The sequence below is a fragment of the Halobacillus litoralis genome (assembly GCF_020524085.2).
In the GTDB taxonomy this organism is placed as follows: domain Bacteria; phylum Bacillota; class Bacilli; order Bacillales; family Halobacillaceae; genus Halobacillus; species Halobacillus litoralis_E.
Map to the genome: position 1 here is coordinate 3,178,615 of NZ_CP129016.1, position 26,944 is coordinate 3,205,558.

Annotated in this window: 26 protein-coding genes and 2 pseudogenes; 9 read left to right on the forward strand and 19 right to left on the reverse strand. The window is 43.2% G+C overall.

Annotated elements, in window-relative coordinates:
- Positions 1–19 precede the first annotated feature (19 nt).
- From LC065_RS16260 to cyoE, 8 genes and pseudogenes are all read right to left on the reverse strand, one after another.
- On the reverse strand, positions 20–559 hold the full coding sequence (locus tag LC065_RS16260; RefSeq protein ID WP_226589114.1) for a GNAT family N-acetyltransferase: 540 nt from the start codon (positions 557–559) through the stop codon (positions 20–22).
- 124 nt (positions 560–683) lie between these two features.
- On the reverse strand, positions 684–1,139 hold the full coding sequence (locus tag LC065_RS16265) for a DUF420 domain-containing protein (RefSeq protein ID WP_226589112.1): 456 nt from the start codon (positions 1,137–1,139) through the stop codon (positions 684–686).
- 29 nt (positions 1,140–1,168) lie between these two features.
- Positions 1,169–2,068, reverse strand: a complete 900-nt coding sequence (gene ctaG / locus LC065_RS16270; RefSeq protein ID WP_226589109.1) for a cytochrome c oxidase assembly factor CtaG — start codon at positions 2,066–2,068, stop codon at positions 1,169–1,171.
- 350 nt (positions 2,069–2,418) lie between these two features.
- The gene (gene ctaF, locus LC065_RS16275) at positions 2,419–2,745 is read right to left on the reverse strand and encodes a cytochrome c oxidase subunit IVB (RefSeq protein WP_226589106.1); all 327 of its coding nucleotides are present in this window, start codon (positions 2,743–2,745) and stop codon (positions 2,419–2,421) included.
- A 3-nt stretch (positions 2,746–2,748) separates the two neighbouring features.
- Positions 2,749–3,372: a cytochrome (ubi)quinol oxidase subunit III gene (locus LC065_RS16280; protein WP_226589103.1), complete on the reverse strand. Its 624-nt coding sequence runs from the start codon at positions 3,370–3,372 to the stop codon at positions 2,749–2,751.
- A gap of 24 nt (positions 3,373–3,396) precedes the next feature.
- Positions 3,397–5,244, reverse strand: a pseudogene (gene ctaD, locus LC065_RS16285) (cytochrome c oxidase subunit I); the annotation flags it as partial.
- A 38-nt stretch (positions 5,245–5,282) separates the two neighbouring features.
- On the reverse strand, positions 5,283–6,347 hold the full coding sequence (coxB, locus tag LC065_RS16290; RefSeq protein ID WP_226589097.1) for a cytochrome c oxidase subunit II: 1,065 nt from the start codon (positions 6,345–6,347) through the stop codon (positions 5,283–5,285).
- A gap of 76 nt (positions 6,348–6,423) precedes the next feature.
- Entirely contained in the window at positions 6,424–7,359 is a 936-nt protein-coding gene (gene cyoE / locus LC065_RS16295; protein WP_226589095.1) for a heme o synthase, read from the reverse strand.
- A 415-nt stretch (positions 7,360–7,774) separates the two neighbouring features.
- On the opposite strand from cyoE, the gene LC065_RS16300 reads away from it, so the two are divergent.
- A complete protein-coding gene (locus LC065_RS16300; protein WP_226589093.1) occupies positions 7,775–8,695 on the forward strand; it encodes a COX15/CtaA family protein in 921 nt (306 codons plus the stop codon).
- 480 nt (positions 8,696–9,175) lie between these two features.
- On the opposite strand, the gene pyc is transcribed toward LC065_RS16300, so the two are convergent.
- From pyc to glsA, 3 genes are all read right to left on the reverse strand, one after another.
- Positions 9,176–12,619 (reverse strand): pyruvate carboxylase, encoded by a 3,444-nt coding sequence (pyc, locus tag LC065_RS16305; protein WP_226589091.1) that lies wholly within the window; start codon positions 12,617–12,619, stop codon positions 9,176–9,178.
- Positions 12,620–12,824: 205 nt separating this feature from the next.
- Positions 12,825–13,106, reverse strand: a complete 282-nt coding sequence (locus LC065_RS16310; RefSeq protein WP_075036512.1) for an Fpa/YlaN family protein — start codon at positions 13,104–13,106, stop codon at positions 12,825–12,827.
- Between the two features lie 81 nt (positions 13,107–13,187).
- Complete coding sequence (gene glsA, locus LC065_RS16315; RefSeq protein ID WP_226589089.1) at positions 13,188–14,117, reverse strand: glutaminase A; 930 nt, start codon at positions 14,115–14,117, stop codon at positions 13,188–13,190.
- A gap of 90 nt (positions 14,118–14,207) precedes the next feature.
- Here glsA and LC065_RS16320 point away from each other — a divergent pair, with 90 nt between their 5' ends.
- Complete coding sequence (locus LC065_RS16320) at positions 14,208–14,702, forward strand: hypothetical protein (RefSeq protein ID WP_226589087.1); 495 nt, start codon at positions 14,208–14,210, stop codon at positions 14,700–14,702.
- A 76-nt stretch (positions 14,703–14,778) separates the two neighbouring features.
- A complete protein-coding gene (locus LC065_RS16325; RefSeq protein WP_306163559.1) occupies positions 14,779–15,366 on the forward strand; it encodes a YhcN/YlaJ family sporulation lipoprotein in 588 nt (195 codons plus the stop codon).
- A 34-nt stretch (positions 15,367–15,400) separates the two neighbouring features.
- Here LC065_RS16325 and LC065_RS16330 read toward each other — a convergent pair whose 3' ends face one another.
- On the reverse strand, positions 15,401–15,685 hold the full coding sequence (locus LC065_RS16330; protein WP_226589084.1) for a hypothetical protein: 285 nt from the start codon (positions 15,683–15,685) through the stop codon (positions 15,401–15,403).
- Between the two features lie 137 nt (positions 15,686–15,822).
- On the opposite strand from LC065_RS16330, the gene LC065_RS16335 reads away from it, so the two are divergent.
- On the forward strand, positions 15,823–16,026 hold the full coding sequence (locus LC065_RS16335) for a YlaI family protein (RefSeq protein ID WP_226589082.1): 204 nt from the start codon (positions 15,823–15,825) through the stop codon (positions 16,024–16,026).
- A gap of 361 nt (positions 16,027–16,387) precedes the next feature.
- Here the strand turns inward: LC065_RS16335 and LC065_RS16340 are convergent, their stop codons facing one another.
- Positions 16,388–16,768 (reverse strand): YlaH-like family protein, encoded by a 381-nt coding sequence (locus LC065_RS16340; RefSeq protein WP_226589080.1) that lies wholly within the window; start codon positions 16,766–16,768, stop codon positions 16,388–16,390.
- Between the two features lie 121 nt (positions 16,769–16,889).
- Here LC065_RS16340 and LC065_RS16345 point away from each other — a divergent pair, with 121 nt between their 5' ends.
- Positions 16,890–17,078: a hypothetical protein gene (locus LC065_RS16345; protein WP_226589079.1), complete on the forward strand. Its 189-nt coding sequence runs from the start codon at positions 16,890–16,892 to the stop codon at positions 17,076–17,078.
- A gap of 38 nt (positions 17,079–17,116) precedes the next feature.
- On the opposite strand, the gene LC065_RS16350 is transcribed toward LC065_RS16345, so the two are convergent.
- Together LC065_RS16350 and LC065_RS16355 are read right to left on the reverse strand one after the other, a co-directional pair.
- Positions 17,117–17,926 carry an inositol monophosphatase family protein gene (locus tag LC065_RS16350; RefSeq protein ID WP_226589077.1) on the reverse strand — a complete coding sequence of 270 codons (810 nt, stop codon included), beginning with the start codon at positions 17,924–17,926 and terminating at the stop codon, positions 17,117–17,119.
- A gap of 708 nt (positions 17,927–18,634) precedes the next feature.
- Positions 18,635–18,823, reverse strand: coding sequence for a hypothetical protein (locus tag LC065_RS16355; protein WP_035505618.1), 189 nt, complete (start codon positions 18,821–18,823; stop codon positions 18,635–18,637).
- Between the two features lie 178 nt (positions 18,824–19,001).
- Between LC065_RS16355 and LC065_RS16360 the strand changes: the two genes are divergently transcribed.
- Positions 19,002–19,640 carry a YktB family protein gene (locus LC065_RS16360; RefSeq protein WP_226589076.1) on the forward strand — a complete coding sequence of 213 codons (639 nt, stop codon included), beginning with the start codon at positions 19,002–19,004 and terminating at the stop codon, positions 19,638–19,640.
- 34 nt (positions 19,641–19,674) lie between these two features.
- On the opposite strand, the gene LC065_RS16365 is transcribed toward LC065_RS16360, so the two are convergent.
- Positions 19,675–19,947, reverse strand: coding sequence for a UPF0223 family protein (locus LC065_RS16365; RefSeq protein WP_226589074.1), 273 nt, complete (start codon positions 19,945–19,947; stop codon positions 19,675–19,677).
- Between the two features lie 12 nt (positions 19,948–19,959).
- On the reverse strand, positions 19,960–20,919 hold the full coding sequence (locus LC065_RS16370) for an NAD(P)H-dependent flavin oxidoreductase (protein ID WP_226589072.1): 960 nt from the start codon (positions 20,917–20,919) through the stop codon (positions 19,960–19,962).
- A gap of 124 nt (positions 20,920–21,043) precedes the next feature.
- On the opposite strand from LC065_RS16370, the pseudogene LC065_RS16375 reads away from it, so the two are divergent.
- A pseudogene (locus LC065_RS16375) lies at positions 21,044–22,514 on the forward strand (aminotransferase class I/II-fold pyridoxal phosphate-dependent enzyme).
- A 155-nt stretch (positions 22,515–22,669) separates the two neighbouring features.
- On the opposite strand, the gene LC065_RS16380 reads toward LC065_RS16375, so the two are convergent.
- Positions 22,670–22,783, reverse strand: coding sequence for a GapA-binding peptide SR1P (locus LC065_RS16380; RefSeq protein WP_089652758.1), 114 nt, complete (start codon positions 22,781–22,783; stop codon positions 22,670–22,672).
- 191 nt (positions 22,784–22,974) lie between these two features.
- A complete protein-coding gene (locus tag LC065_RS16385) occupies positions 22,975–23,823 on the reverse strand; it encodes a polysaccharide deacetylase family protein (RefSeq protein ID WP_226589069.1) in 849 nt (282 codons plus the stop codon).
- A gap of 138 nt (positions 23,824–23,961) precedes the next feature.
- Here LC065_RS16385 and LC065_RS16390 point away from each other — a divergent pair, with 138 nt between their 5' ends.
- Together LC065_RS16390 and LC065_RS16395 are read left to right on the forward strand one after the other, a co-directional pair.
- Positions 23,962–25,038 carry an FUSC family protein gene (locus LC065_RS16390; protein ID WP_226589068.1) on the forward strand — a complete coding sequence of 359 codons (1,077 nt, stop codon included), beginning with the start codon at positions 23,962–23,964 and terminating at the stop codon, positions 25,036–25,038.
- Between the two features lie 38 nt (positions 25,039–25,076).
- The gene (locus LC065_RS16395; protein WP_226589067.1) at positions 25,077–26,612 is read left to right on the forward strand and encodes a glycine betaine uptake BCCT transporter; all 1,536 of its coding nucleotides are present in this window, start codon (positions 25,077–25,079) and stop codon (positions 26,610–26,612) included.
- Positions 26,613–26,944 lie beyond the last annotated feature (332 nt).

A 26,944-nucleotide genomic window follows, 5' to 3' on the forward strand; every position in this document is an offset into this window, starting at 1 on the left:
GAAGCGACGCTTCAGGCTTTTAAATTTCTTTATTCATCGTATTTTCTTTTTGCTGGATTTTTTTCTCTTTCTTAAAAACGAGGATATCCATACTTCTTCCTGTATGGTTGAATCCGTTATTAATCAGCACTTTTTGAGAAGGAATATTGTCTTTATCACACTGTGCTTCAATCCCATCTACCTCTGGATGCTCAAAAGCCCATTCACAGAGCGTTTGAACGGCTTCCGAAGCATAACCGTAATTCCTTTCTGAAGCGACAACATGATAACCGATCTCGACATTACCCTCACTGTCTGGCTTGCCTTTGAATCCGATATCCCCAATGACATGCTCACCGGCCGAATCAATCATGACCCATGGGCCAAATCCTAATTCATCCGAATCATTCTCTAAGCGTTCCGCATACATGGGCATAAGTGCTTTTAAACCGTCATGTGGCCAGTTTTTATTCCATGGTAATTGAAACTTATAATAAAAAGCGAGTGAATTTTTCATCAGTGTCTGTGCAAGGTCTAAGGTAATCGGGAATAGCTGTAATCTCTCTGTCTTCAATTCCATAGTGGGTCATCCCTTTCCTGTTTTTATGTATATGGAAATTTATGCATCCATACACTCATTCCCTTTACCAACCCAAGATAAACCAAAAACAACGAATCGCTGATCAACGATTCGTTGTTTTTCTTTAAGTTCCTAATATTGCTTTAATCATACTTGTCGTCGTACCACCATCATAGATGATGTATAACAGCATATAAACGGCGACACCCGTAACAGCTGTGAAAAACCAGATGATACTTGTCACCGGACCGATTTTACGATGCTTTTTAATTTTGCGCTTGAAAGCGAAAGTCAAAGTCACTATTCCGAATACGGCTCCGACCGTCGCCAGGAAGATATGAAAAATCAAGAAGATCGTATAAAAGATTTTCACATCATCCGGTCCACCAAAGCTTGTGTTCCCAACAAAAATTGTCCGGCTTAAATAAATAATAAAAAAAGTCAGAGCACTGATGGCAGCTGCGATCATCACTTTACGATGCGAGCTTCTCTTATTTTTTACAATCAGTACCCAACCGATAGCGACGAGTACAGCGCTTAATACAATGAAAAATGTACTCAGTGTCGGCAATAACGGCATACTTCCACCTCTTCCCCTCTAGCAAATCTCTAAGATTCTGTCTGTACTTGACTTGGCAGTGGATCAATCGTATCTCTTTCCCTGTTGAACCAACTAAAGAATATATAAGCGATGATCGCACCGAAGATCACTTCCTGTGCAATCTTCATGATAATACCGCCTAATTGCTGATCTTCAATCAAAGGCATCGGAGTAAAATAATTCGGTCCATTCAAATTCGATGCTAGGCCATTCAAGACATCCGCTGGTACACATAAACTCATCGCCTGCATCCATGCTCCAGCTTCTGAGTATGTTTCATAAAGCGGTGCTCCAGCAAAAATGATCAAACCACACGCCGGAGTAATCAGCACACCATTGGCGAAAATAAAACCGATTTTTAAGATGGGGCTTAACCTGTCCAAATGCTCCAATGGAGGAAAGACAGAAACCCACATACAAAAAGCGATAAACAATATGATTGTTGTAATCACTGTGTGTGCCAGGTCACTTGATTTTGCGTAATCAAAAATGACAGGCATGTGGTACAAGGAAAATAGTCCATTGAAAAGCAGCAAGGAAATCAATGGTCGTGTAAGTAGATCTAGCACATTCTTTATTCCTTTGGCTGCAAAAACTTTCTCCCATATCCATAAAGGGAGCCCCTTGATGACCAGGATCGGAAACAGTAAAAAGTAAATTGCCATTTGCGTCATGTGAGCTGTGAACATGATGTGCCCAAGCAAGTCTACAGGAGATCCTTTGACGATGTATAAAAGCACCATCCCGCTATAAAACATGAATTGCTGAAAAGCACTCGGACGGTCCATTCCCTTCTTGCGTCCAGGTCCTGTTATGTAGAAATATAAGGCCGATAATAACAGAACGAATACGAAATAATACGGGCTCCATAAGGCGCGGAAGCCAAAAATTTGAAGTTCTAACCACATTGGTGTCTCACCCCAGATTGTTTTACTTGTACTTCTCCATTTTACCTAATTATCGCCGAAAAAACGAGCGGACATAAGGAATTCTTCCATTGTTCATAATTTAGTCATATATCTTACGGAGAACAAAGGCGCAGGCACCCTTGGAGCTCCGACACGCTTAAGCAAAACGTCCTGCGGAGGGTGTTCTTTCCTTCCGTAGGGTGGGTTGATTATGTCACGAGTGGCTGGTCGCTTGCGCCGTGGAAGATTAGGGATGTGTTATCCACAGAGCCCCAATTTTATAGTTTCCTAAGTAAAAATAAAGAAAAAAGACCGGAGCACCGGTCTTTTTTTCTTTGTCTCGTATTCACTTACCACCAGATAATAGATGTGAACGTGATGATGGTCAAAGCAGCAACAGCCACGCCGCCATACATCATGACAGCAACCATATTATGACCTTTATTCTTCATGTGCATGAAGTAATAAAGTTGAAAGGCTACCTGAACGACAGCAAGGATAATCAATGTCGGAATGATGAAGTAGGAATTCACTTCAAAAATAACCATTCCAAAAGCAATCAACGTGAACAGAATCATCAACCCGAAGGTAAGGACCTGCTGTTTCATTTCTTCACGATGCTGCTTTTTCTCATATTCCTGGTGATGAATGGGTTTGGAATGTGTTTGATCTGCCATGGATTAACCCACCTTTCCCATAAGATACACTACTGTAAAGATGAATACCCATACAACGTCAATGAAGTGCCAATAAAGGCTTGCAATATAAAACTTCGGCGCGTTATAAAGGTTCAATCCACGCTTCTGGTTACGGATCATGAGCGTCACAATCCAGCAGAGTCCAAAGAGAACGTGTCCTCCGTGGAAACCGACAAGCGTGTAGAAAGCTGATCCAAATGCAGAGGAACGGAACGTGAATCCATATTCATGGATGTAATGATAAAATTCGTAAAGTTCCATGCCAAGGAATCCGAGTCCTAAAACTACAGTGATTCCCAACCACATTTGCATTTTCCGGAAGTCCTGATTCTTCATATGGTACATCGCATAAACACTGGTTAACGAGCTTGTCAAAAGAAGCATCGTCATGATGAACACGAGCTCTAAACCAAATAGATGCTCAGGCGTATTCTCCCCTTGCGTTGAACCATTCAAAGCAAGGTACGTACCGAATAGGCTTGCGAACAATACGGTTTCTCCACCGAGGAAAAACCAGAAGCCAACGAATTTATTTTTTCCTTCAAGGGTGGCTTTTTCAGGATCGTGCGGCATACGTTTTGGATTGAGTACATCTTCAGAACTCATGATTTGCCAACCCCCCTTCTTAATATCTTCTTCCAGTTCTTCTTTATGAATATGGTGACCCAGGTCGTCTTTAACAGATCTTGTTAACATGGACCCGAGTAGAATTCCCATACCTACGAACACAGCGATCAACCACATTGGATCATCGGTTTGGTAAATAAATCCGAAACCGGCGATAAATAATCCAAAGGACATCATAAATGGCAGAATAGATGCATTCGGCATATGAATGTCACCGAGCGGCTCTGCAGGTGTCATGCCTTCTTTCCCATCCATTTTCTCTACCCATAGTGGATCAAGTCCACGTACGAGTGGTGTCTGTACGAAGTTGTAGTGTGGCGGTGGAGATGGAATGGACCACTCAAGGGTACGACCGTGTTCCCAAGGATCTGCATCCGCTTTCTTCTCTTTTACTGCTGTATACACAATGTTAATTAGGAAAATAATCGTACCGATCGCCATTAAGAAAGCACCGATTGTACTGATCAAGTTTCCTGTAGCAAGCCCCTGTCCTTCAAGGAAGACCCAGTAACGACGCGGCATTCCCATAAGACCGAGGAAGTGCTGGATAAAGAAAGTCAAGTGGAAACCGATAAAGAATGGCCAGAATGCCAGTTTACCGAGTTTCTCATTCAAAACTTTACCGAACATCTTCGGCCACCAGTAGTGTAGAGAAGCGAAGAGTCCAAAGGCTACCCCACCGACGATAACGTAGTGGAAGTGTCCGACAACAAAATACGTATCGTGATACTGGAAGTCAGCAGCTGCAACCGCCAGCATAACCCCTGTCATTCCACCAATTGTAAAAGATGGAATAAATGCGATCGACCACAGCATTGCGGAAGTCATACGAATTTGTCCGCCCCACATCGTAAATAACCAGTTGAAGATCTTAATTCCTGTAGGTACGGCAATCGCCATTGTCGCAACAGCGAAAATGGAGTTTGCAATCGGCCCCATACCAACCGTGAACATGTGGTGGGCCCATACCATGAATCCTAAGAAACCGATCAATACGGTTGCAAATACCATTGCGGAATAACCGAAGAGACGTTTCTTAGAGAATGTTGGAAAGATATCACTGAAAGCTCCGAACAACGGAAGAATCAATATGTACACTTCCGGGTGACCGAAGATCCAGAATAAGTGCTCCCAGATGATGGCATTACCACCAAGACCGACATCAAAGAATGCAGATCCGAACATACGGTCGAACATCATAAGAAATAGTCCTACTGTCAAAGCTGGGAAAGCGAAAAGAATCAACGTACTTGTGACGAACACAGACCATGTGAACAATGGCATACGCATATACGTCATCCCCGGCGCTCTCATGTTTACTATGGTTACAAGGAAGTTAATTCCACCAATTAACGTTCCGGCACCGGATATTTGCAAACCCATGACATAATAGTCTACCCCATGGCCGGGTGATGTCGTTGACAACGGTGCATAGTTCGTCCAACCCGCATCTGGAGCACCACCTGTGAACCAGGATACGTTCAGCATAAGTCCTCCAAACAAGAACAACCAGAAACCCAGGGAGTTCAAGAATGGAAAGGCAACGTCCCTTGCCCCGATCTGTAAGGGGACAACGGCGTTCATTAAAGCAAAGATGAGCGGCATGGCCGCTAAGAAAATCATCGTTGTTCCGTGCATGGTGATCATTTCATTATAAAGTCCAGCAGAGATGAAATCATTGTCTGGTTTCATCAACTGGATACGAATTATCATGGCTTCGAGCCCACCGATTAGGAAAAACAGCCCACCAGAGACCAAATAAAGATGCGCAATCTTCTTGTGGTCTACTGTTGTCAGGTAATCCCAAATCACAGCGCCGAGCCCACGTTTTTGTGCTACTGCAGTACTCACGCTTTAACCTCCCTTTTCAACCTCTTTCTCATAAATCCTTACTCTTCAACTCTTTGCATCTCAAGATCGTTTCCTACATCTGAGTGATCCAACTCTAGAAGGTAATCAGCAATTTTCGCTGCATCTTCTTCAGAAACCAGCTCTGCAGGCATTTGGTTCCCCGGCTTGATTTCATCCGGATGGACAATCCAATCCACAAGATTCTCTTTCGATGGCTGCAGGATTCCTGCAATTTTCTCGCGGTTCGCTAAGTTGCCTAAGTTCGGTCCTACACCAGCTGACGCGCCACCAATAGCGTGACAACTCATGCAGTTGTCGTTGAACAACTTTTGACCTTCCTGAGCGGTTGTAGTTTCAGGCGTTGCTTCAGGATCAATGTTCTGCATGTCTTCTACCCATTGATCGAACTCGTCAGGGCTGACAGCGATTACTTTGAAGTACATCAGGGAGTGGGAAGGTCCGCAAAGTTCAGCACAAAAGCCTTCGTAAATCCCTTCTTCATAAGCTTCTAAGTACATAGTGTTCATGTTCTCACCAGGGATGGTATCCATCTTACCCGCGATTGCCGGTACCCAGAAGGAGTGGATCACGTCACTGGCTTTCATGTTTAAGTATACCCTTTCATTTGTAGGGATGTAGATTTCTTGACTTGTAGAGATCTCTTGATCTGCATAGTCAAACTGCCACCAATATTGGTTACCTGTGACATCGACCGTTAAAACGCCTTCATCTCCTTGCGTCGATTGATCGGCGAGGTCGAAAGTCGCCTGCACAGTAGGGATTGCCAGCACAAGTAGCAAAATAATCGGAATGACTGTCCAAATCACTTCCAAAGCCTTATTCCCTTCTGTTTGTTTCGGAACGATGTGTTCCTGCCCTTTCTTCTCACGATAACGGAGAAGAACGAAAGCATAAATGGCCATAACGATCACGAAAACGAAAATCATTATCGCAATACTGATCAACATAAGATCAAATAATAATTCCGAGCTATATCCTTTTGGTTTCAGTGCACTGATGTTTTCAATACCACATCCGGTAAGGAGCATGGTTAGCGCACCAAATAAGAATAATGAACGGAATTTTCCCATCCAACCTCTCATGCGTCATACCTCTCTTTCTCTTGTAATGCATTTTTTTATTTAGAAACTGACCTCCTTGTTTTAGGAGGTCAGTTCTTTAAAATGGGAATGGCAATGTGACGATGACCATCATAAAGAACATGATCGTCAGATAGTTCAAAGAAAAAATGAACATCCATGTCGCCCACTTGTAGTCATCTTTCATGAAAAAGCCTGCAATCCCTAAAGCCAACCAGCCGATAGAGAGTACATAAGCCGTGATTAGAAAGACTGTTCCAAGAGAAGCCAAATAAATCGGTAATGGGAGCAAACAAGCAACATATACGACAATTTGACGTTTTGTCATATCGAAGCCGTGAACAACAGGCAGCATCGGAATTCCAGCTGCTTGATATTCATCCTTTTTCTTCATGGCTAGTGCCAGGAAGTGAGGAGTTTGCCAAATGAACATAATGAGAAACAGAATTAAAGCTTCTAGTTGCAAACCTGGATCAACAGCAGCCCACCCGATTAATGGTGGAACAGCTCCTGAGAAGCTTCCTACCACTGTATTAATCGTGTACTTTCTCTTTGTCCACATCGTGTATAGGACGACGTAGACGAACCAACCAAATGCGCCCCACAAGGCCGCTTGCCATGTTGTGAGGAGCAATGTGACAAATCCGAGAATGGATACGCTGATCCCCAATGTTTTTATAAATGATAAAGACATCGTTCCTGTTACAGTCGGACGATTGTTTGTCCGTGACATGATCGGGTCAATGTCTCTGTCATACCAATTGTTAAGAATACAACCGCCGGCGATTACGAAAGCGGTTCCGAGCATTGTCAGCAGGAAAGTGACCCACTGATCAAAAAATAATGTACCAGTATAATGGAGAGCTAGCCAAAATCCTGCAAATGTAGTAATCAAATTAGAGTTAATGATACCGACTTTGATCAAGCTCTTTATATCAGCTAACAAAGAATGGTCATTGGTTTTTGTTTGGATCATTTCTGTAGAAGCAGATTCGACTGTTCTTGGATTGTCCATCGTATTATCTTCCTCCTTCTACCACCTTCATATCAAGAATCATGTGTTTCATAATTCATGAACGGATTCTAATGAAGGCTATTTCCATTCTTGCCTCATAAAGGATGACAAGAAACATCAAAATAATTGTATCATGTAATTGTAGTTGTATCTATTTAAACTCAACAATTTTATTTATTTGTGACAACTTTGTGAAACGCCAATCACTCTTAGTATCTACCATTCTCAACGATTTTAACGATACTGGTTGGATTCCCTCAGAAAAAGGGACAGCGTTCACTTAAAACACACCCTTTATTTCTAGCAAACCCTGTCACACATTGCAAGTTTTTTCAAGACTTTAGTGATTTTAAAGAGGTAAAATGGTATGATATCCTCCGTGTTCTTTTGACAGGAATGGAGGTGGCTTCATGCCATGCGTTTATTAAAGTGGTTATCGGTTTTTGCCACATTAGGGATGCTTCTCGTTTTATTAGGTGGAGCACTCGTCACAAAAACAGACTCAGGGATGGGGTGCGGAAACAGTTGGCCGTTATGTCACGGCGAATGGATCCCATCAGAAATTGATATCGCCTTAATCATTGAATTAAGTCACCGGCTTGTTTCTGGAGGTGTAGGTTTACTAGTGCTTGGCCTTTCCGTGTTTGCTTGGGTGAAAGTTGGTCATATACGAGAGGTTAAGTTCCTTTCCTTTCTTGCCTTCTTTTTCTTGCTCGCTCAAGGTTTGATTGGGGCCGCTGCCGTAAAATGGGGACAATCCGACTTCGTACTGGCGCTTCACTTTGGAATTTCCCTTGTATCCTTTGCAGCAGTCCTTCTACTGATGCTTATTATATTTGAGATCGACCGGAAATTTGATGCACATTCACTACTCATTCGTAAACCATTCAGGCTTCATATTTATGCTTTAACTACATACACATTAATCGTTGTATATACAGGCGCACTTGTCCGTCATACCTACTCATCAATGGCTTGTTTGGACTGGCCGCTTTGCACAAATGCATCCCCTTTAGACTTTTCATCGTATGGCTCAGCTCAATGGATTCAAATGGGACACCGTGCTGCTGCAGCCGGGGTTTTAATATGGACGGGGTATCTCATGATGAAAGCTTTGAAAGCTTACAAGAGCAGTCCAATCATGAGAAAAGGCTGGATCCTTGCAGCAAGTCTTATGGCCACTCAAGTTCTCGTAGGTGCTTTCGTTATAATGACCTATGTGCATTTGGGTCTTGCCCTCCTGCATGCGTTGATTATTTCGCTATATGTTGGTCTCCTATCATACTTCCTATTACTTTCTTCAAGAAGCGCTAAATATGAACGTTCGGTGAAATAAACCAAACTAAAATCTCAGAGCCCATGCCTCTGAGATTTTTTTATATAAGCTCCCAATAGTGGAAGACTCAGTTTCTAGATGTTTGTTGAGTGGATGGGGCTGCGGTCACTTGCCGAAAGAGATTCTCGAAACTACTTTCCAGTTAAAAGAGCTTTTATGACTAAGAATCCTATATCGATGCAGATTAAGCTTGAATTCACAACACAACCAGGCAGTAATTATAAGAGGGATTTCGAAAACCTCACTTGGTAAAGGGGCGGAAGGAAAAGGTGAGACTCCTGTGGGAAGTGCGTGGTAGATGAGACCCCGCAGAGCGTTAGCTCGAGGAGGCTCATCACTCGCCCACGGAAAGCGAACTTTTTCCTGGAGCCCCTTTCTTCCAACAAAAGCCTCGAAATCGAGTCTTCAACAATCCTGCCATATTGTTTAACAAATCAAAAAAAGAGAGGAAGGCTCCCATGAGCTTCCTCTCTTTTTAAGTTATTCAAATTCGATCAGTAAATCGCCGACGTGGATGGCTTCGTTGTTTTCTACATAAATATCCTTGATCACACCATCGAAAGGAGCTTGGACGGTCGTCTCCATTTTCATGGCTTCTGTAATCATCAGGTGATCGCCTTTTTTCACATCCTCACCTTTATTAGACAACACTTTAATAACCGTTCCCGGCATAGTTGCTCCGATGTGTTTACTGTTCGCTTTGTCCGCTTTCGGACGCTGCTGAACAGCCGCTTTCACGTTTTCATCCTTCACTACGACTTCACGAGGCTGCCCATTTAACTCGAAGTAGACAGTACGGGTCCCATCGATCTGCGGCTCACCAACGGAGACAAGCTTCACGATCAACGTTTTCCCTTGTTCGATATCCACTTCAATTTCTTCGCCAAGCCTCATTCCGTATAAGAATGTTGGAGTGTCGAGAACAGACATATCGCCAAACTGCTCCCTGAACTTATGATGATCCATAAACACTTTTGGATAAAGAGCGTAGCTGATCATATCAAAACTAGTTACTTGGCGGTCAAGGGAATGAAACAGTGTTTCCTTCAAGTTGTTGAAGTCTACCGGCTCCAAAAGCTCCCCTGGTCTCACCTTAATCGACTCGCGGCCTTTCAATATAATCCGTTGTAGTTCCGCCGGAAAGCCTCCGTATGGTTGTCCGAGATACCCTTGGAAGAATTCCACGACGCTGTCAGGGAAATCAAGAGAATCCCCTTTTTCATAAATATCGTCTTCATTCAGCTCATTCTGGACCATGTACAGCGCCATATCCCCAACAATCTTGGAAGACGGAGTTACTTTGACGATATCGCCGAACATATCATTCACCCGGCGGTACATGGACTTGACTTCATCCCATCTGTGACCTAAACCGACCGCTTTTGCTTGTTGCTGCAGGTTGCTATATTGTCCTCCAGGCATTTCGTGTTCATACACTTCCGTATGCGGGGCCATCATTCCGCTTTCGAAATCCTGATAGTACTTTCTAGTATCTTCCCAATAGTGCCCGAGTTCTTCGTAAGCAGAGATGTCCAAATTCGGCTTGCGTTCACTACCTTCAAGGGCATAATAAAGGCTGTTTGCGCTTGGTTGAGAGGTCAATCCTGCCATTGAACCCGTAGCAACATCGACGACATCAACACCTGCTTCTATTGCTTTGGAATATGTGAACAAACCATTTCCACTTGTATCATGTGTATGAAGGTGGATCGGTATGTCGACGGTTTCCTTCAATGAGCTAATCAGCTGATAAGCTGCTTCTGGTTTAAGAAGTCCTGCCATATCTTTAATACCAAGGATATGTGCTCCTGCTTCCTGAAGTTCAAGAGCAAGTTTTTTATAGTAAGCGAGATCATACTTCGGTCGACTGCTATCAAGGATGTCCCCTGTATAACACATAGCGGCTTCAGCTACTTTCCCACTCTCCCGCACAGAATGGATAGCAAGCTTCATACCTTCCACCCAGTTTAAACTGTCAAAAATCCGGAAGACATCAATGCCTGCGGTTGCACTTTTTTCTACAAATTCACGAATGAGATTATCGGGGTAGTTTTTGTACCCGACTGCATTAGAAGCTCTTAAAAGCATTTGGAAGAGCACATTCGGTGCTTTCGCTCTCAACTTCAACAGGCGTTCCCATGGGTCTTCATTTAGGAAACGATAAGAAACATCGAATGTCGCTCCACCCCACATTTCCAATGAAAACAGGTCAGGCAAAAGTCGGGCGGTCGGTTCTGCTATATTTTCTAAATCCTTTGTTCTTACACGGGTAGCCAGTAACGACTGGTGAGCATCCCGGAAGGTCGTATCTGTGAGCAGCACTTCATTCCTCTCTTTCAACCATGAAGCGAGACCCTCAGGACCTCTTTCATTTAGAATTTGTTTCGTTCCATCTGGAATCGGTTCCGAATGCTTAATGATTGGAATTCTTGGCTTCGAATAGTTCGGTTTCTTTCGATTGCCGTATCCTTCGAAGCCATTGACGGTACGATCAGCAATATACGCCAACATCTTCGTCCCGCGGTCTTTTCGTTTTGGAAAAACAAAGAGCTCTGGAGAACGATCAATGAACGTTGTATCATACTCTCCGGATAAGAACTGTTTATGCTGTACCACATTCTCTAAAAAAGGAATGTTTGTTTTGATTCCGCGGATACGGAATTCTTTCAAATTCCTGACCATCTTATGAGCGGCTTGATCAAAACTTAGGGCCCATGTAGAGAGTTTAACAAGTAAAGAATCATAGTATGGAGAGATGACCGCACCCTGGAATCCATTCCCGGCGTCAAGCCTTACCCCGAAACCACCACCAGATCGATAGGCCATGATTTTTCCTGTATCAGGCATGAAATTGTTCAGAGGATCCTCCGTCGTCACTCGAGATTGAATGGCATAGCCGTGGGTGACAATGTCTTCTTGTTTCGGAATGGCAATCCGGTCGTTATGTAATCCATACCCTTCCGCAACGAGAATTTGTGTCTGTACAATATCAACGCCGGTAATCATCTCTGTAATCGTATGTTCCACCTGTACACGAGGGTTCACTTCTATAAAATAAAATTCATCCCCGGTCACTAAGAATTCTACCGTTCCTGCATTGATATACTTCACGTTATCCATGAGTTTTACAGCTGCATCACAAATGGCCTCTCTCACTTCATCTTTCAAACTGACACTCGGAGCGATCTCCACAACCTTTTGGTGCCTACGCTGTACCGAGCAGTCCCTTTCATACAAATGAACAATGTTTCCGTCCCGATCCCCGATGATTTGAACTTCGATGTGCTTCGGTTGTTCAATCAGCTTTTCGACATAAACTTCATCACTACCAAAAGCTGCCCGCGCTTCCGACCGGGCGCGGTCGTAAGATTCTTCTAGGGTGGTAGCGCTTCTGACTACACGCATACCTCTACCACCGCCGCCCATCGCTGCTTTAATCATCAATGGATAGCCATGATTTTCACCAAATTCGCGTATCTCTTCCAGTCCACTCACAGGACCATCACTTCCCGGTATGACAGGAATCTCTGCTTGTACTGCTTGATCTCGTGCCTTAACTTTATCTCCAAACATATTCAAATGTTCACTGGTCGGCCCGATAAAAGTAAGCCCTTCTTCTTCACACCTTCTCGCGAACTCAATGTTTTCAGATAAAAATCCATATCCAGGGTGGATGGCATCAACCCCCACACTCTTAGCAATTTCAATGATTCCTTCAATATCCAAATACGCATCGATCGGTTTTTTCCCTTCACCAACTAAGTATGCCTCATCAGCCTTATAACGGTGGTAGGACCCCGTATCTTCTTGAGAATAAATGGCGACGGTACGAATATTTAATTCTGTACACGCTCGAAAGACCCGAATAGCAATCTCGCCACGGTTAGCGACTAATACTTTATTGATTTTCTTTGTATTTGTCATGATTCCACTCCCTGATTATCTATGTTTTAGGAATTTGTCCGTTCTGTACATAGTTTTCTACTAGAGGTCCGAAAATTCCTTTAAATCTGACAATTTTAGTTGTAAAAATCATAAACAAACAAATATACATACACCCTGTGTATGTATAAAAGTGAAAACAAAAAAACCCAAATCACAACAAACCGTCGCAATTTGAGTTCTTATCTTATGACTTTTGTGCAGCCTCATGCAGCACATTCAACTGTTTTTCAAGGTTATCCAAAAGTGCTTTTCCTTCTTCGTCGCTGATTAAATTCAAGCGAACCGCAAAATGAATTTCGCGGGATAATCCAAACATTTGTGTATCTAAAACTTCCTCGTAGAGCGGACACTGAGGCATCGTCAAGTTGTCCATCTGTACTTTTATTAACCTTAATATTTTATCAGCGTCAGCTTTTAGAAGGGCATAGGCTTTTTCACGATGATCCACAGCCACATCAGACAACATCAAAATCCCCTCCAATGTACAAGTCTTTCTTCTTTTTATCTTATCGTTTAACACAATAAATTGCAAGATAGGAATGAACAATTAGAAGATTGACAAATCGTAACGATTGGACAGAATTTCTAACAGCTTCAAACCGACAACACTATTCCCCTTTTCATCAAGGCTAGGCCCATAAACTGCGATCCCCCCAAATTCGTTCAACGAAGCAAGAACGGAACCCGACACTCCACTTTTTGCTGGTATACCAACCTTGATGGCAAAAGACCCTGAAGCATCATACATGCCGCACGTGACCATAAATGTTTTACAGATTCTTGCAAGATGCTTCGGTATGATCCTGCGCCCCGAGTGGATGTCCTTTCCACCATTCGCAAGCAGCGCACCAATCCGCGCCAGTTGACAAACATTCACTTCAATCGCACATTGTTTTGTATAGGCATCAAGAGTCTCCTCTACACTACCGGTGACAATCTGATGCTGTTTCATGTAAAAAAGCAGGGACCGGTTCAAAAATGCGGATTCAAACTCCGATGTGGCCACTTCTTCGTTGTACCCGATGGAATGATCATCGGTCAAGTCATGAATAAAGCTCAACAACCGCCCGACTTTCTCATCTGGCGTATCTCCGTGGATCATATTTGTCACCGCAAGCGCTCCAGCGTTGATCATCGGATTGAGCGGTTTGGATGGTATTTGTTCTAAACGGTAAATCGAATGAAAAGGATCCCCCGTTGGTTCCATACCTACACGGTCGAACACATAACTTTCCCCATTATCCATAAGAGCAAGAGCGAGTGAGATGACTTTCGAAATACTTTGAAGTGTAAACCTCACTTCTGTTTCTCCGGCCTCCACTGTATTCCCATCTAAGTAGTGGATGGCAACAGCGAGATCTTCTGGATTGCTGCGAGATAGCGCAGGGATATAATTGGCCACCTGGCCATCGTATGCATAAGGTCGTACATTATCTAACCAATCTTCCAGTACACTTTCTGTAATACCTTTAATCAATGGATCATGCCTCCTTTAATGAAATCGAATTCATTTTTTGCTATGATTTTGGATGGATGACTTTTTATTAATCGAAAGGTGGCCACAGCCATGATTGTTCAAATAGCAGGAAATGTTAAATTCCCAATTACTCTCGATCCGACTGTCTGGATCTTTGACGATCGAAAACAGACGTTCTCAGAAGTATTTGAAGGCGAAGAAAATCCAACAGAATCAACGCAAGAAGACGAGTTAAAGCGCCAGTCTACTCGTTTTGACAGAGAAGTCTATCAACAAAAAATCAACCCGCCAGTCAACAAGAGCATCAATCGTTATGAAAAACAAAGGATTTTAAAAGGCACATTTCTCATGCCGTTGAAGCCTTTTCTACATACCAGCGAACCAGCAGCTGATGTACAAAAAGCGGCTCTGATCACGGATGAAGGCGAAGAAGTGATCGATGCCGATGTTTTATCCGAATCGCTTCTACTTTTCGCTGAAAATGGGAAGCCTTTGCAAGAGCATGGCCCCGTTCACCTTTATTTCAAAGACGGATCCAATCGTTCTGAGCCAATCAAAGGAATTAAAAAAATCGTATTGCAGTAAGGATATGGGCAGCTTTTTAAGCTGTCCTTTTTGTATATTATCTGCAAGCTGACACAGGCTATAAATAAAAAAAGTGGTGATTCCCTTGAAAAAATTTATTTTGTTAGCAGCCCTTTTGGCCTTAGTTGCGTGTCAGCAAAACGGCGGTGAAGAGTCACTGCTTCAAGAGCGACAAAGTGACCCTGAGTTGAAGTATGTCACGGATTCAGATCCGGTGGAAAAGAAAAACATGACGAGCCAGCAGGCAGCCAGGCACCTCGCTAAGCTTGCCGTCCAAGTTCCGGATGTCCATGATGCTACCGCCCTTGTCCTAGGCAACTATGTAGTTGTAGGAATTGATGTGGACAAAGATTTGGATCGCTCCCGCGTCGGTGTCATCAAATATTCAGTAGCTGAAGCTTTAAAGCATGACCCTTACGGAAAACAGGCGGCTGTTATTGCAGACGCAGACGGTGTGGAACGAATCCGGGGGCTTGGCCAAAAAATGTCTGAAGGCCACCCTGTGGAAGCGGTCACCGATGAACTGAGTCAAATTGTCGGTCGTTATATGCCAAGTGGTTCAGTTGATGAAAAACCACAGTCCAATTCCAATCAAGAATCAGTCCCGCAGAAAGAACAAGAACAGCTCGAGCAAATTGAAAAAGAACAATCAAAGCAAAACTAAACGAACAGAAAAACAGCTAAATCCTCGCGGGGATTTAGCTGTTGCTTTTCTCAAGGATTTCTCTTTCTTTTTCTGTCAATTCATTATAGTATTGGACACCGAATTGAGATCCTTCTGCAACCATGTCTGAATTATCCAGCGATGCTGTTTCAGGTTTGCCAGCTTCTTCAACCGGAAGATCCTCTGATTTTCCTAAGTTGCTTTGAATGGATTTTGCTTTGTCTTTAACTTGTTGACGGTTGTCCTCATCTTTCAAGAAATAAGCAAGCGTTCCTCCGAGAGTTGCACCAATTGCTGTAAAAATCCAACGTTTTCTCAAACAAATCATCCTTTCCTCTACTTCTGTAATTACATTTCCCATTCATAATTGAAGTCAAACGTGGAAATCTCATCTATTTATAAAAAAGTTATTATGTTAAACTATATGTAATCGAATGGAAAATAGAGGTGAAAAAGATGCGTGTACAATGCGTCATTTGTGATGAAATTGAAAAAATTGACAGCTACTGTTTACAAGCAAAACGCCTTCGGAATCGCCGGATTCACACGTACATGTGTCAATCCTGCCACGATCGTATAGAAGACAACACCAAAAGACGTTTAGCAACCGGGAATTTCCGGTTCAACAGAGAGCGTAAAAAAGAGAAGCATTTAAGTTAGTTACCGAAAGAGAGAGGTTCTTCCTCTCTCTTTTTTTTATCCTCAAATGAAACATAAGCTCCTATTTCTGAATGCTCAGTTTCAATACTTTTGTTGAGTGGATTGGAGGCTGCGAGACTCCCGTGGGAGAAAGGAGATCGGCGACAGCTGGAGGAAGCTCGCCACTCCCCCACAGGAAAGCGAGTGGCTTCCCCCACACCACTGACTCTCAGCACATCAAACGAACTACGGAACATTTCGAAACAAAGTCTTCAAGAATCCTGTCATATTCTTTAATAACAAAAATTAGAAAACACTCTTGGTTAAAGGAAAATATGTAAGCAAAAAGCCCCTTTCCTTAGTAAGGAAAGGGGCTTTTAAATTAGGATGATTCGTTTTGTTGACGGGCTCCGCGTTCTCTATGAAGCCGGATCCGGTAAATTCCAAGAATTAAAGCCGCAACCACTAAACTTTCTGGAAGCGGTAAATTCAATCCAAGGATCAAGGTTAATACGAATGTACCTATGATAAGAACGGAATAAACAACAATCGTCTTCATCAAAGGTAATTTTCTGGCGAATCCCAGTTTGAATGTAATGATAGCAAGAGCAACAGTCGTTAAGTATAAAAGCATGAAAGAACGAAAGAGCATGGTCACTTCGCTTTCATCGTTTAAATTCACTTCACTCCCGAATCCGCGGAAAAAGAAATCCGCCACAGGCCATAGATCCGTCGGCACAGGTAGTGTGGACATATCGTTCATGGTGTTCCTCCTCATGGATACCCTATTCTGTTATCTATCATACTAGAAAGCCTCTCTTGATGCTACCCGTGAAACCATTTTCATTATATAGACAAATCCTATATAATAGACCTGAATAGAGGTGAGCCTTTTGAAAAACTTTCATATGAACACAGCACTATTAGCCAGTCTAGTTATTTTATCGTTTATATCCGTTGGATTTGCTATCGGCCAAGAAATCTTCTGGCTTGCAGCCGTCCTTTTCTTTTCCGGATTCGCTCTAATGAGTGTAGGGTTGAGAAGAAAAAGAAAACATCAGCAAACATCCTGAATCATGCAGAAAGCGACCTCGATCGAGGTCGCTTTCTTTTATTTCTTTAATCGGACATAATCATTCGAAATTTCTTCATGAATGTTGGAACGGCTCGCGAGTACAGTCGTCTTGTTCAACAAGTCCAATTCTTCACGATCCGCACGGGTAACGATTCCACCCACTTCACGGACGATGATACTGCCAGCTGCGTAATCCCATGGCATCAACGTCATCGTCAAGTACCCATCAAGCAGCCCTTCTGCAACAAAAGCAAATTCCAAAGCGGCCGATCCATAAGATCTGGTGCTACGTAATTTTTTCACTAGATCTTCCATGCCTTTATGATCTACGTGTGGATTTTCGGGAATTAACCAAGAAGTATTGAGCGCGAGGATCGATTGATTCAACGGACGCTCATCATTAAGCTGTGGCAACTTTTTTTCGTTCTTAAAAGCGCCTTCCCCTCGTTTAGCCGTGTACAAAGTACCGTCCATAACGTTGTAAATCAATCCGATTTCACCGACACCATCATAATACACCCCAACAGAAATGGCGAAATTCCTTTTTTGATGAACAAAGTTCATTGTTCCGTCAATGGGATCTACAATCCAGACCGTACCTCCGAGGTCTTCTATTTCATCACCGAACCCCTCTTCTCCTAACAAGTAATGGTCAGGATACGTATCATTGATTTTATTTGCGAAAAATTGTTCTGTTGCCTGATCCATTTCTGTGACCAAGTCGTTCGGGTTGGATTTCGTTTCAATGGATCGAGGCGAATCAATGTTGGTTTTGATCCGTTCACCAGCTTCCAAGACCCAAGCTTTTGCATTTTCAAAAATCTCGTTCTTTTTCTGTTGATCCATAACATCGTACCCCTTTTATAAGTATCAATCTTTATCGTACCAAATCCAACCAAACATTGCATCAAATCCGCCCCCCCTTGTCCAACCATAGCTCCTTTTACTTGAAGACTCAGTTTCGAGATGTTTGTTAGAGTTTAGGGGCTCCGGGAAAAGGTTCGCTTTCCATGGGGCGGGCGGTGAGCCTCCTCAGGCTACGCCTTCCGGGGTCTCACCTGTCCCACTCGTCCCATAGGAGTCTCACCGTTTCCCTCCACCCCTTTACCATGTAAGTGTCTCGAAACCACTTCCGGATAAAGATGCTTTTACGCACTAGGAAAGTCGAGGAGTATCAGCTTCCGTGGCCGCTATTCTGAATGCAAAAGCTTAATATAGAGGGCTTTATTCTTATAACACCAGGCTAGTGGAAGACACCCTTACACGGTAAAGGGGTTCGTTTCTTACCTACATCGAGAGGGGTAGTTGGGAAGCTGCGAGACTCCCGCGGAAATGGATTGGCTGGCGAGACCCCGCAGTGCGAAGCACGAGGAGGCTTGCCGTCATCCCCGCAGGAAAGCGAGCTGCTTCCCAGCCCCCCCTAATACTCAACATGGCGAAAGACCCCCTAAACATCTCGATACTGAGTCTTTCACAAACCTGCCGCATACTTGAATAAGCCGTTTAAATTTCGAAGGCAATAAAAAAGACGAGCAACTTTAGTGTTGCTCGCTCTTATAAGGACCATTCAATCAATTGCTTACGAAGTTCAGAGAGTCTTCTCTTTGTCTTTTTCATTTGTTCGACATCTCCGGCGATCATGGCATCGTGCAAGGTCACCAATTCGTAATCAATCTCCATACGGATTACCGGGAGCTTCTCTTCAGCTTCTCTTTTACGCAATGCTTCCATGACATGTTTCACTGCTAATCCCTCCCTCTCAAATCCTTACTATATATATATGTGACTTTTACGGAAGAAGTTTCAATTAGATTACTTATATGTAACCCATTTTTACATCATTCAAACCACCCGAACACATCACTTAGTAAGCTTGGTTACTTGTGGTAGAATAAGGGCGAGAAATGAAGGAGTTGATCGAATGACGACATTTAGTGGATTTACACAAGAGGACTTTGACGTTTTTTCCATTCCCGGATTAGTAAATAGAATGGAAGCTTTAAGAGATCGTATTTCCCCAAAGCTTGAAGCTGTAGCGACAGAACTTGCGGCAGATGTCACTGGGATGACTGGTGACGAAATGTTTGTACATGTAGCGAAACATGCGCGACGTAAAACAAACCCTCCGAATGATACTTGGGCAGCTCTGGCTTCAAATAAACGCGGCTACAAGAAGCTCCCCCACTTCCAAATCGGTCTGTGGGAGACTCATGTTTTCATTTGGTTTGCTGTGATCTACGAAAGTCCCATTAAACAGGACTTTGCTTATAAATTGGAGCAGAACAAGGATGAAGTTCTTAGTCATATTCCGGAGGACTTTGTGTGGTCCATCGATCACACGAAGCCTGACCGCATTCCTCAGTCTAATGTTGATAAGGACAAGTTTTTGAGTATGACAGAGCGTCTGAAGACTGTGAAAAAAGCAGAGATCTTGTGTGGCAGAAACATTGAACGTGGAGATGCACGTCTGAAAGATCCGGATGCTTTCATAGAGCTTTGTAAAGAGACATTCCAAACCCTTGAACCTTTATACCGCTACACAAAACAACTGGATCAGTAAAAAAAGGCGCCCCTAAGGGAGCGCCTTTTTTCGTCTACATTTTAACTTTATCGCCTTTGCTCAAACCTTTTGCCTGTTTGACAGCTCTGTAGCAAGAATAGCCGGATTCTTTTTCAAATTGTCCGCACAGCGTTTTTTCTTCACTTTTAGATGGGACGATCTGTTTGAACCGAGTATAAGCAAGCATCAGCTCATCACGGTCGATTCCTTTTTCATAGGCTTGTTCAACCATACTGTAAAAATTGACGACATCGATAATTTCTTCTTTTGACCAATGCATTTCATCGATTGGATACGTATAACTCACTCATCTTCCTCCTTACTTGCTCCACCGGGTGCGGATCTCTTCCGCTTCCGTGACGATGCGTTTGAACAATTCATCCACTGATGGAACGTCATGGATCCTTGAAGCCACCTGACCAGCCCAGCCGAACCCGTAAGCTTGTTTTCCATCATAAATAAACTTTTTATTCGCTTCGCCGTTGATGTATGTTTTCAAGTCTTCATAACCGGCTTGTTTGTCTTCCAATTCTAAAATACGTGCTGTCCAATCATTTTTCAAGGCTCGAGCCGGTGCCTTCAAACTCCTTTTGATGACGGTGGTGGATGTTTCATCCGCCTGAATCAAAGCTTCTAAATAAGCGGGATGGGCGTGAACACACTCTTTGGTTGCGATAAACCGTGTCCCCATTTCCACTCCTTCCGCTCCTAAAGCAAGTGCTGCCATCAAGCCTCTTCCATCTCCTACTCCTCCTGAAGCGATGACAGGTATATCCACGGCATCCACAACTTGTGGCGTCAAGACGAATGTACCAACATCATCACGTCCGAGATGTCCGCCTCCTTCATGACCGACGACCATTACAGCGTCAGCTCCCAGTTCTTCCGCTTTAACGGCCTGTCGTCTTGCCGCTACAAGTACGAGGGTTTTAATTCCAGTGTCTTTGACAAGCTCAAGGACTGGGGCAGGATTTCCTCCTGTCACAGAGATGACCGGCACCTTTTCCTCCACAGCCACTTGAACCATCTCTTCAAATGGACGACCATGCTGACCAATCGCGAAGTTCACACCAAACGGTCGGTTCGTTTTTTCTCTTACAGCCTCAATTTCTTCTTTCAGTTGATCAGGACTTTCCATACTCATCGCCGTTATTTGACCGAGCCCCCCGGCGATTGACACCGCAGCCGCCAATTCAGAATAAGCGAGGTGGGCAAGTCCTCCTTGGATAATCGGGTATGTAATGCCTAAAGCTTCTGTAACGCGAGTTTTCCATTCCACATGAACCCCTCCCTTTTGTTTCATTTTAGCATGATTGGAAAAAGGATACACAAAAGACTAGCAAGGGAACGCGGAAACTGCTATAATTCATTTGCTTTTCTAAATTAAAGAGGTGGAAACACATATGAACCAACAGGAAACTCCCCTGTTTACAGGGTTAAAAAAACATAGAGACCGAAAGCCCGTCCAATTTCATATCCCAGGACACAAAGGCGGAAAAGGAATGGATGAAGAATTCCGATCGTTTATCGGTGAACAAGCTCTTTCAATAGATTTGATCAATATTGAACCACTGGATGACCTGCACCACCCTCAAGGCATGATCAAACAGGCGCAAGACCTTGCTGCAGAAGCCTTTGGTGCAGATTATACGTTTTTCTCCGTCCAGGGCACATCCGGTGCGATCATGACGATGATCATGAGTGTCTGTCATCCTGGTGATAAAATCATCGTGCCTAGGAACGTCCATAAATCTGTAACTACAGCGATTATTTTTTCAGGAGCGAAGCCTGTCTTTATCCATCCCGAACTTGACGACCGCTTCGGAATCTCTCACGGCATTACTTCAGATGCTGTGCAGAAGGCTTGTGAAGCTCACCCGGATGCGAAAGGTCTGCTCGTCATCAACCCGACATATTTCGGTGTGTCTGCCGATTTGAAAAAGATTGTCAACATTGCCCACGGTTTTGATATTCCCGTACTTGTCGATGAGGCACACGGCGTCCACATTCACTTTCATGAGCGTCTTCCCCTTTCTGCCATGCAGGCAGGTGCTGATATGGCAGCTACGAGTGTGCATAAGCTTGGCGGGTCGTTAACCCAGAGCTCCGTATTAAACTTACGAGAGGGGCTCGTGTCCCACGAAAGGGTTCAGTCCATTTTGTCCATGCTCCATACGACTTCAACTTCGTACCTTTTGCTTGCTAGTCTTGATGCAGCCCGGAGACATCTCGCCATTCATGGCAGGGAATTGATGGAAGAAACGCTGCGTCTGGCGGATCATGCAAGAAGAAGATTGAATGAGATCCCGGGCATTTATTGCCCTGGAAGCGAAATATTGACGAGCGATGCTACCGTAGACTTTGACCCTACGAAATTGATCATCTCTGTGAAAAAACTTGGATTGTCTGGCTACGATGTAGAGGTTTGGCTTCGGGAAAAGCATAACATTGAAGTAGAACTTTCCGATTTATATAACCTCTTATGTATCGTCACTCCTGGAGACAGGGTAGAAAACATCGATCAATTAGTATGCGCACTTGAAAACCTTTCAGAGGAGCGATCCACAGAAGAAGAAACAGAAAACATCCGCGTGAAAGTGCCGGACATTCCTGTTTTGGCTCTTTCTCCAAGAGAAGCCTTCTACTCTTCGACGGAAACGATCCTCTTGAAAGAAGCTGTCGGGAGAATCAGTGCCGAATTCGTCATGGTGTACCCCCCCGGGCATTCCTATTTTTATACCAGGAGAAATCATTACTCAAGAAAACATCGACTATATCCATGAAAACGTGGAAGCCGGCCTGCCTGTACAAGGCCCAGAAGATGACACTCTCGAAACGATCCAAGTCATTCGTGAGCAGCGTGCGTTTAAATAAAAAAGAAGCCCAACGTGGCTTCTTTTTTGTTTCTATTCTTGCGTGCGTTTCTCTCTTCTCGCGGAAACAAAAAAGAGCCAGGTCTTAGACCTGGCTCTTCCTCTTTTTATGCTTCCTTCACAGAAAGGATGCCCCCGTTTAATAGTACATACTCTTTATTTATCTTCTGGTTTGTTGCAAGTAGGACAGGTGCTGTAAAGAGTAGAAACCTTCTCATTTTCGTAGTGCTCAATTACCTTCTGACAGTCTTGACATACGATAGTACCCATTCACATCCACTCCCCATATTTGTAATCGTTTTCAACGTAATTTCATTCTAATATGGCACAATCGAAAAATCAAGCCCAAAAGTATAACTTTTTATAAAATGTGTCATACTAATAAATTCGTTACCTACTAGTATATGATCCGGTTTCATCCTTAAGCCCAAAAAAAGATCACTCGGGGAGTGATCTTTTCTTTATGGTGTTTGAATGAGCGCTGGATCCAACAGCTCATATCCTTTGTCTCTCAGACCATCCGTGATAGAACCCAGTGCCTTGTTTGTCCATTCCCGGTCATGCATAAGCAGGTTTGCCCCGTTATTTAGCAGCGGTGTGTTCACCATAATGTCTGCAAGTGCTTGAGCGTCCTGGTAATCACTTTCCCAATCATACCCATACGTCCAGTTCATCACGAGCATCCCTTCTTCTTCTGCCAACTGCTTAGAAAAATCGGTATTCTGACCAAATGGTGCACGGAAAAAGACGGGGCGTTCGCCTATAATTTCTTCAATTTTATCATTCAAACCAACAATTTCTTTTCTTTGTTCTTCTTCACTGAGATCAGGCAAGCTTGCATGTGATTCTGTATGGTTCCCGATTGGAAAGCCCATGTTATAAATCTGTTTTAATTTTTCTTTCCCTTCTGCTGTATTGATGAAGTGGCCGTTTACAAAGAAGATCGCCGGTGCCTCTTTCTCTTTCAACGTTTCCGCCATTTCTACTGCGTGAATATCTGGTGCATCGTCAATTGTAAGAAGAGCGACTTTTGGATTTGCATCCTCAATCGGCTTAAATGACCAGTTTCCTGTCAATTCATATTGTGGCTCTACATTCCTCGCTTCGCCTTCCTCTACAGACTCCTGAGCCGCTTCTTCTTCCTCTGCATTCGTGTCTTCAGAATCTTTCTCATCCTCACTAACTACTTCTTCTGTCTTGTCTTTTTCAGCTTCTTCTTCCTCAGAATTCTGGACTTGTTCACTATTCGCTCCAGAGCAGGCAGAAAGCAGGAAAATAAGTACCAACCACATAATTGACCATTTTTTCATAGGTGTTCCCTCCACTGTTATGTATTTCCACTTCCTTCATTATAAAAGAAAATTCAACATTTTTTCTATCGTTTTCGGGTAAAATATTATATAATGTTTTATCGTGGTCTCATGACTTCTTACATATGGGTGATTTAAATGCTACATTCATTGAAAAAATTCAAATTTTTAGGAAGCCGAACGTTAAAAACGGGGATTTCTGTCTTTTTGACTGCATTGATTTGCGGTTTTTTTAATTTACCCATTATATTTGCTGTCATCACAGCTATTGTAACGATTGAACACACAGCTGCAGATTCGATTAAAAAAGCCGCCGTTCGTTTTCCTGCCTCGGCCATTGGAGCGTTGCTCGCTACAACTTTCTATGGGCTGTTGGGAAAAGGTGCGTTGACTTTCGCTCTTGTAGCTATGGTGACGATCGCCGTCTGTCACAAGTTGAAACTGGATGATGGAATTATCGTTGCTACCATTACAGCGACCGCAATGATTCCTGACTTCCAAGATCAATACGTGGTTTCGTTTTTCACGAGATTGGGTACAACCTCCATTGGAATCATCATCTCGACTTTTGTGAATTTTTTCCTTTTGCCACCCAATTATTCGCCGATGATTTACAAAAACATCAACGATTTGTATAATCATGCTGGTCTGCTTTTAAAGCGAATAATTTCTGAGGTAACGGCAGAATCTAAAGAGAAAACTCGTGCTATCCAGAGGTCCTACCGGCAATTGACGGCCCATCTGGAAAAGACAAATCAGCTTTCTCAATATCAAAGAGAAGAGTGGAAATATCACCGGCACTCAGAAGAGTCGATGGTCGCTTTTCAACTATCTCAGCGGAAATTGGCGGCATTCCAACAAATTGCTTATCATCTCGGAAACTTACAGTACGTCCAAACAAAAGCCTCTGATTTTACGAAAGAGGAGAAAGAGCTTTTGCTTGCACTTACAGAAGAATTCACCAAAGTACTTAGTGACCCGACCCACTCGATTAATGAAAGACAATTCGAGATGGTAAATCAATTGGATGATGCATTCTGGAAATGGAAAGAAGACCATGTCGTAAAGCAGACAGGTTATCGACACCATTTACCACCGCAGACGATCTTAATTTACGAATTGCTTTGTTTTCACGACGTCTTGGAAGAATTGCAAAATTTGTCAGAAAAACAAAAACAATTAGTAAAAAAATGCTATCTACCGGATCAGTCATAATGCGGTGAAAAAATCTTTTATTAGGAGGGAAGTCAGTAATGAAACAAGTAACAAAAGTGTTTTACATTTCAGTTGTTGTCGCATTCTTATTTATTGGCTGGGGAATCATCCCTGAAGCTACATTGCCGACTTGGAACTTAAAAAATGTAACATCAAACATTCAAGGTTTCCTGACAGAAAAGTTTGGATGGTTCTATTTATTGTCAGCCACAGGATTTTTAATTTTTGCTATCTTTTTGGTCTTCTCGAAATATGGAAAATTAAAGCTGGGTAAACCGGATGATGAACCGGAGTATCCTTATATCACATGGTTTGCCATGCTCTTTAGTGCGGGTATGGGAATTGGCCTGGTCTTTTGGGGAGCAGCAGAACCGCTTTCCCACTTCCATACTCCACCGATCGTCGGACAGGAATCGATGAGCGAAGAAGCCGCTCAATCAGCCATGAAGTACACGTTCTTCCACTGGGGTTTCCACCCTTGGGCTATTTATGCGGTTCTTGCCCTAGCTCTTGCCTACTTCAAATTCAGAAAAGATGCACCAGGAGTTATTAGTGCCGCTTTAACACCTGTTCTAGGTGAAAAAAGAGTCAAAGGCCCACTTGGTACACTTATTGACTTCATTGCTGTATTTGCAACGATTTTCGGTGTTGCCACTTCTTTAGGGTTGGGTGCTTTGCAGATTTCAAGTGGACTTGCTTTCACCATCGATGGTTTGGAAGATACATTCGGTCTACAACTAATCATCATCGCCGTGGTCACCGTACTATTTATGGCATCTGCGATGACTGGATTGAATAAGGGAATCAAGTATTTAAGTAACACGAACGTTGTCCTTGCCATCGTCTTAATGGTGTTCATGTTATTTGCTGGTCCTACGAACTTCATTATGGATTACTTTACAACCTCATTCGGTTCATATCTGCGTGACTTGCCGTACATGAGTTTCCGAATGACTCCATTTGCTGAAGATAATTCATGGGTTCAAGGATGGACGATTTTCTACTGGGCATGGTGGATCTCATGGGCTCCATTCGTAGGTACGTTCATAGCCCGTGTATCCCGCGGTCGTACAATTCGTGAGTTCATCCTGGGTGTTCTTTTAGTCCCTACCGTCTTTGGTGCTTTATGGTTCTCAGTGTTCGGTGGAACAGCAATCTCCCTAGAATTCTTTGACGGAGTCGACCTCTATTCTGATGTCAGCGAATTAGGTACAGAAGTTGCTTTATTCTCTATGTTGGAAAATGTACCTCTAGGTGCCATCATGTCCGTCATCGGACTATTGCTTATCAGTACATTCTTCGTTACATCTGCCGATTCAGCGACATTTGTACTTGGAATGCAGACGACAAACGGAAGCTTGAATCCTAGAAACCAGGTGAAGTTCACATGGGGTGTCATCCAAGCCGGTGCAGCAGCCGTCCTGTTGTGGCAAGGTGGATTAGGTGCCTTGCAAACGGCAGCGATCATCGCAGCGTTCCCATTCACATTCATCATGATTCTCATATGCTTCTCCTTGTTCAAAACGTTCCAGGAAGAAGCGAAGAAAGTCGATCTTAAGAAGAAAACAAAATAAAGTGTCAAACAAGAACCCAGAATTTATTTTCTGGGTTCTTTTTTCATTCTTATTTAACCAATTGTCTTTTATATCTTATGAGATGTACTGACAGCATTTTTCCCTCTTTAACTAACTTCCCCTCTCTTCAGTTCTTTCTCGGCTCACACACTCTTTTAAACGGCGTTGTAAGCATCTAATTTTTTGTAGACCTAAATAAGAATATGTAAATGATTTTACATGAGATGTCACAATACAACATGAGACTATCATTTACATGACAAAACAATAACAACCATTAAATATCCTCGGTTCCTTGTTACACTGAGAATGGATTAAAGACAAGGGAGTGG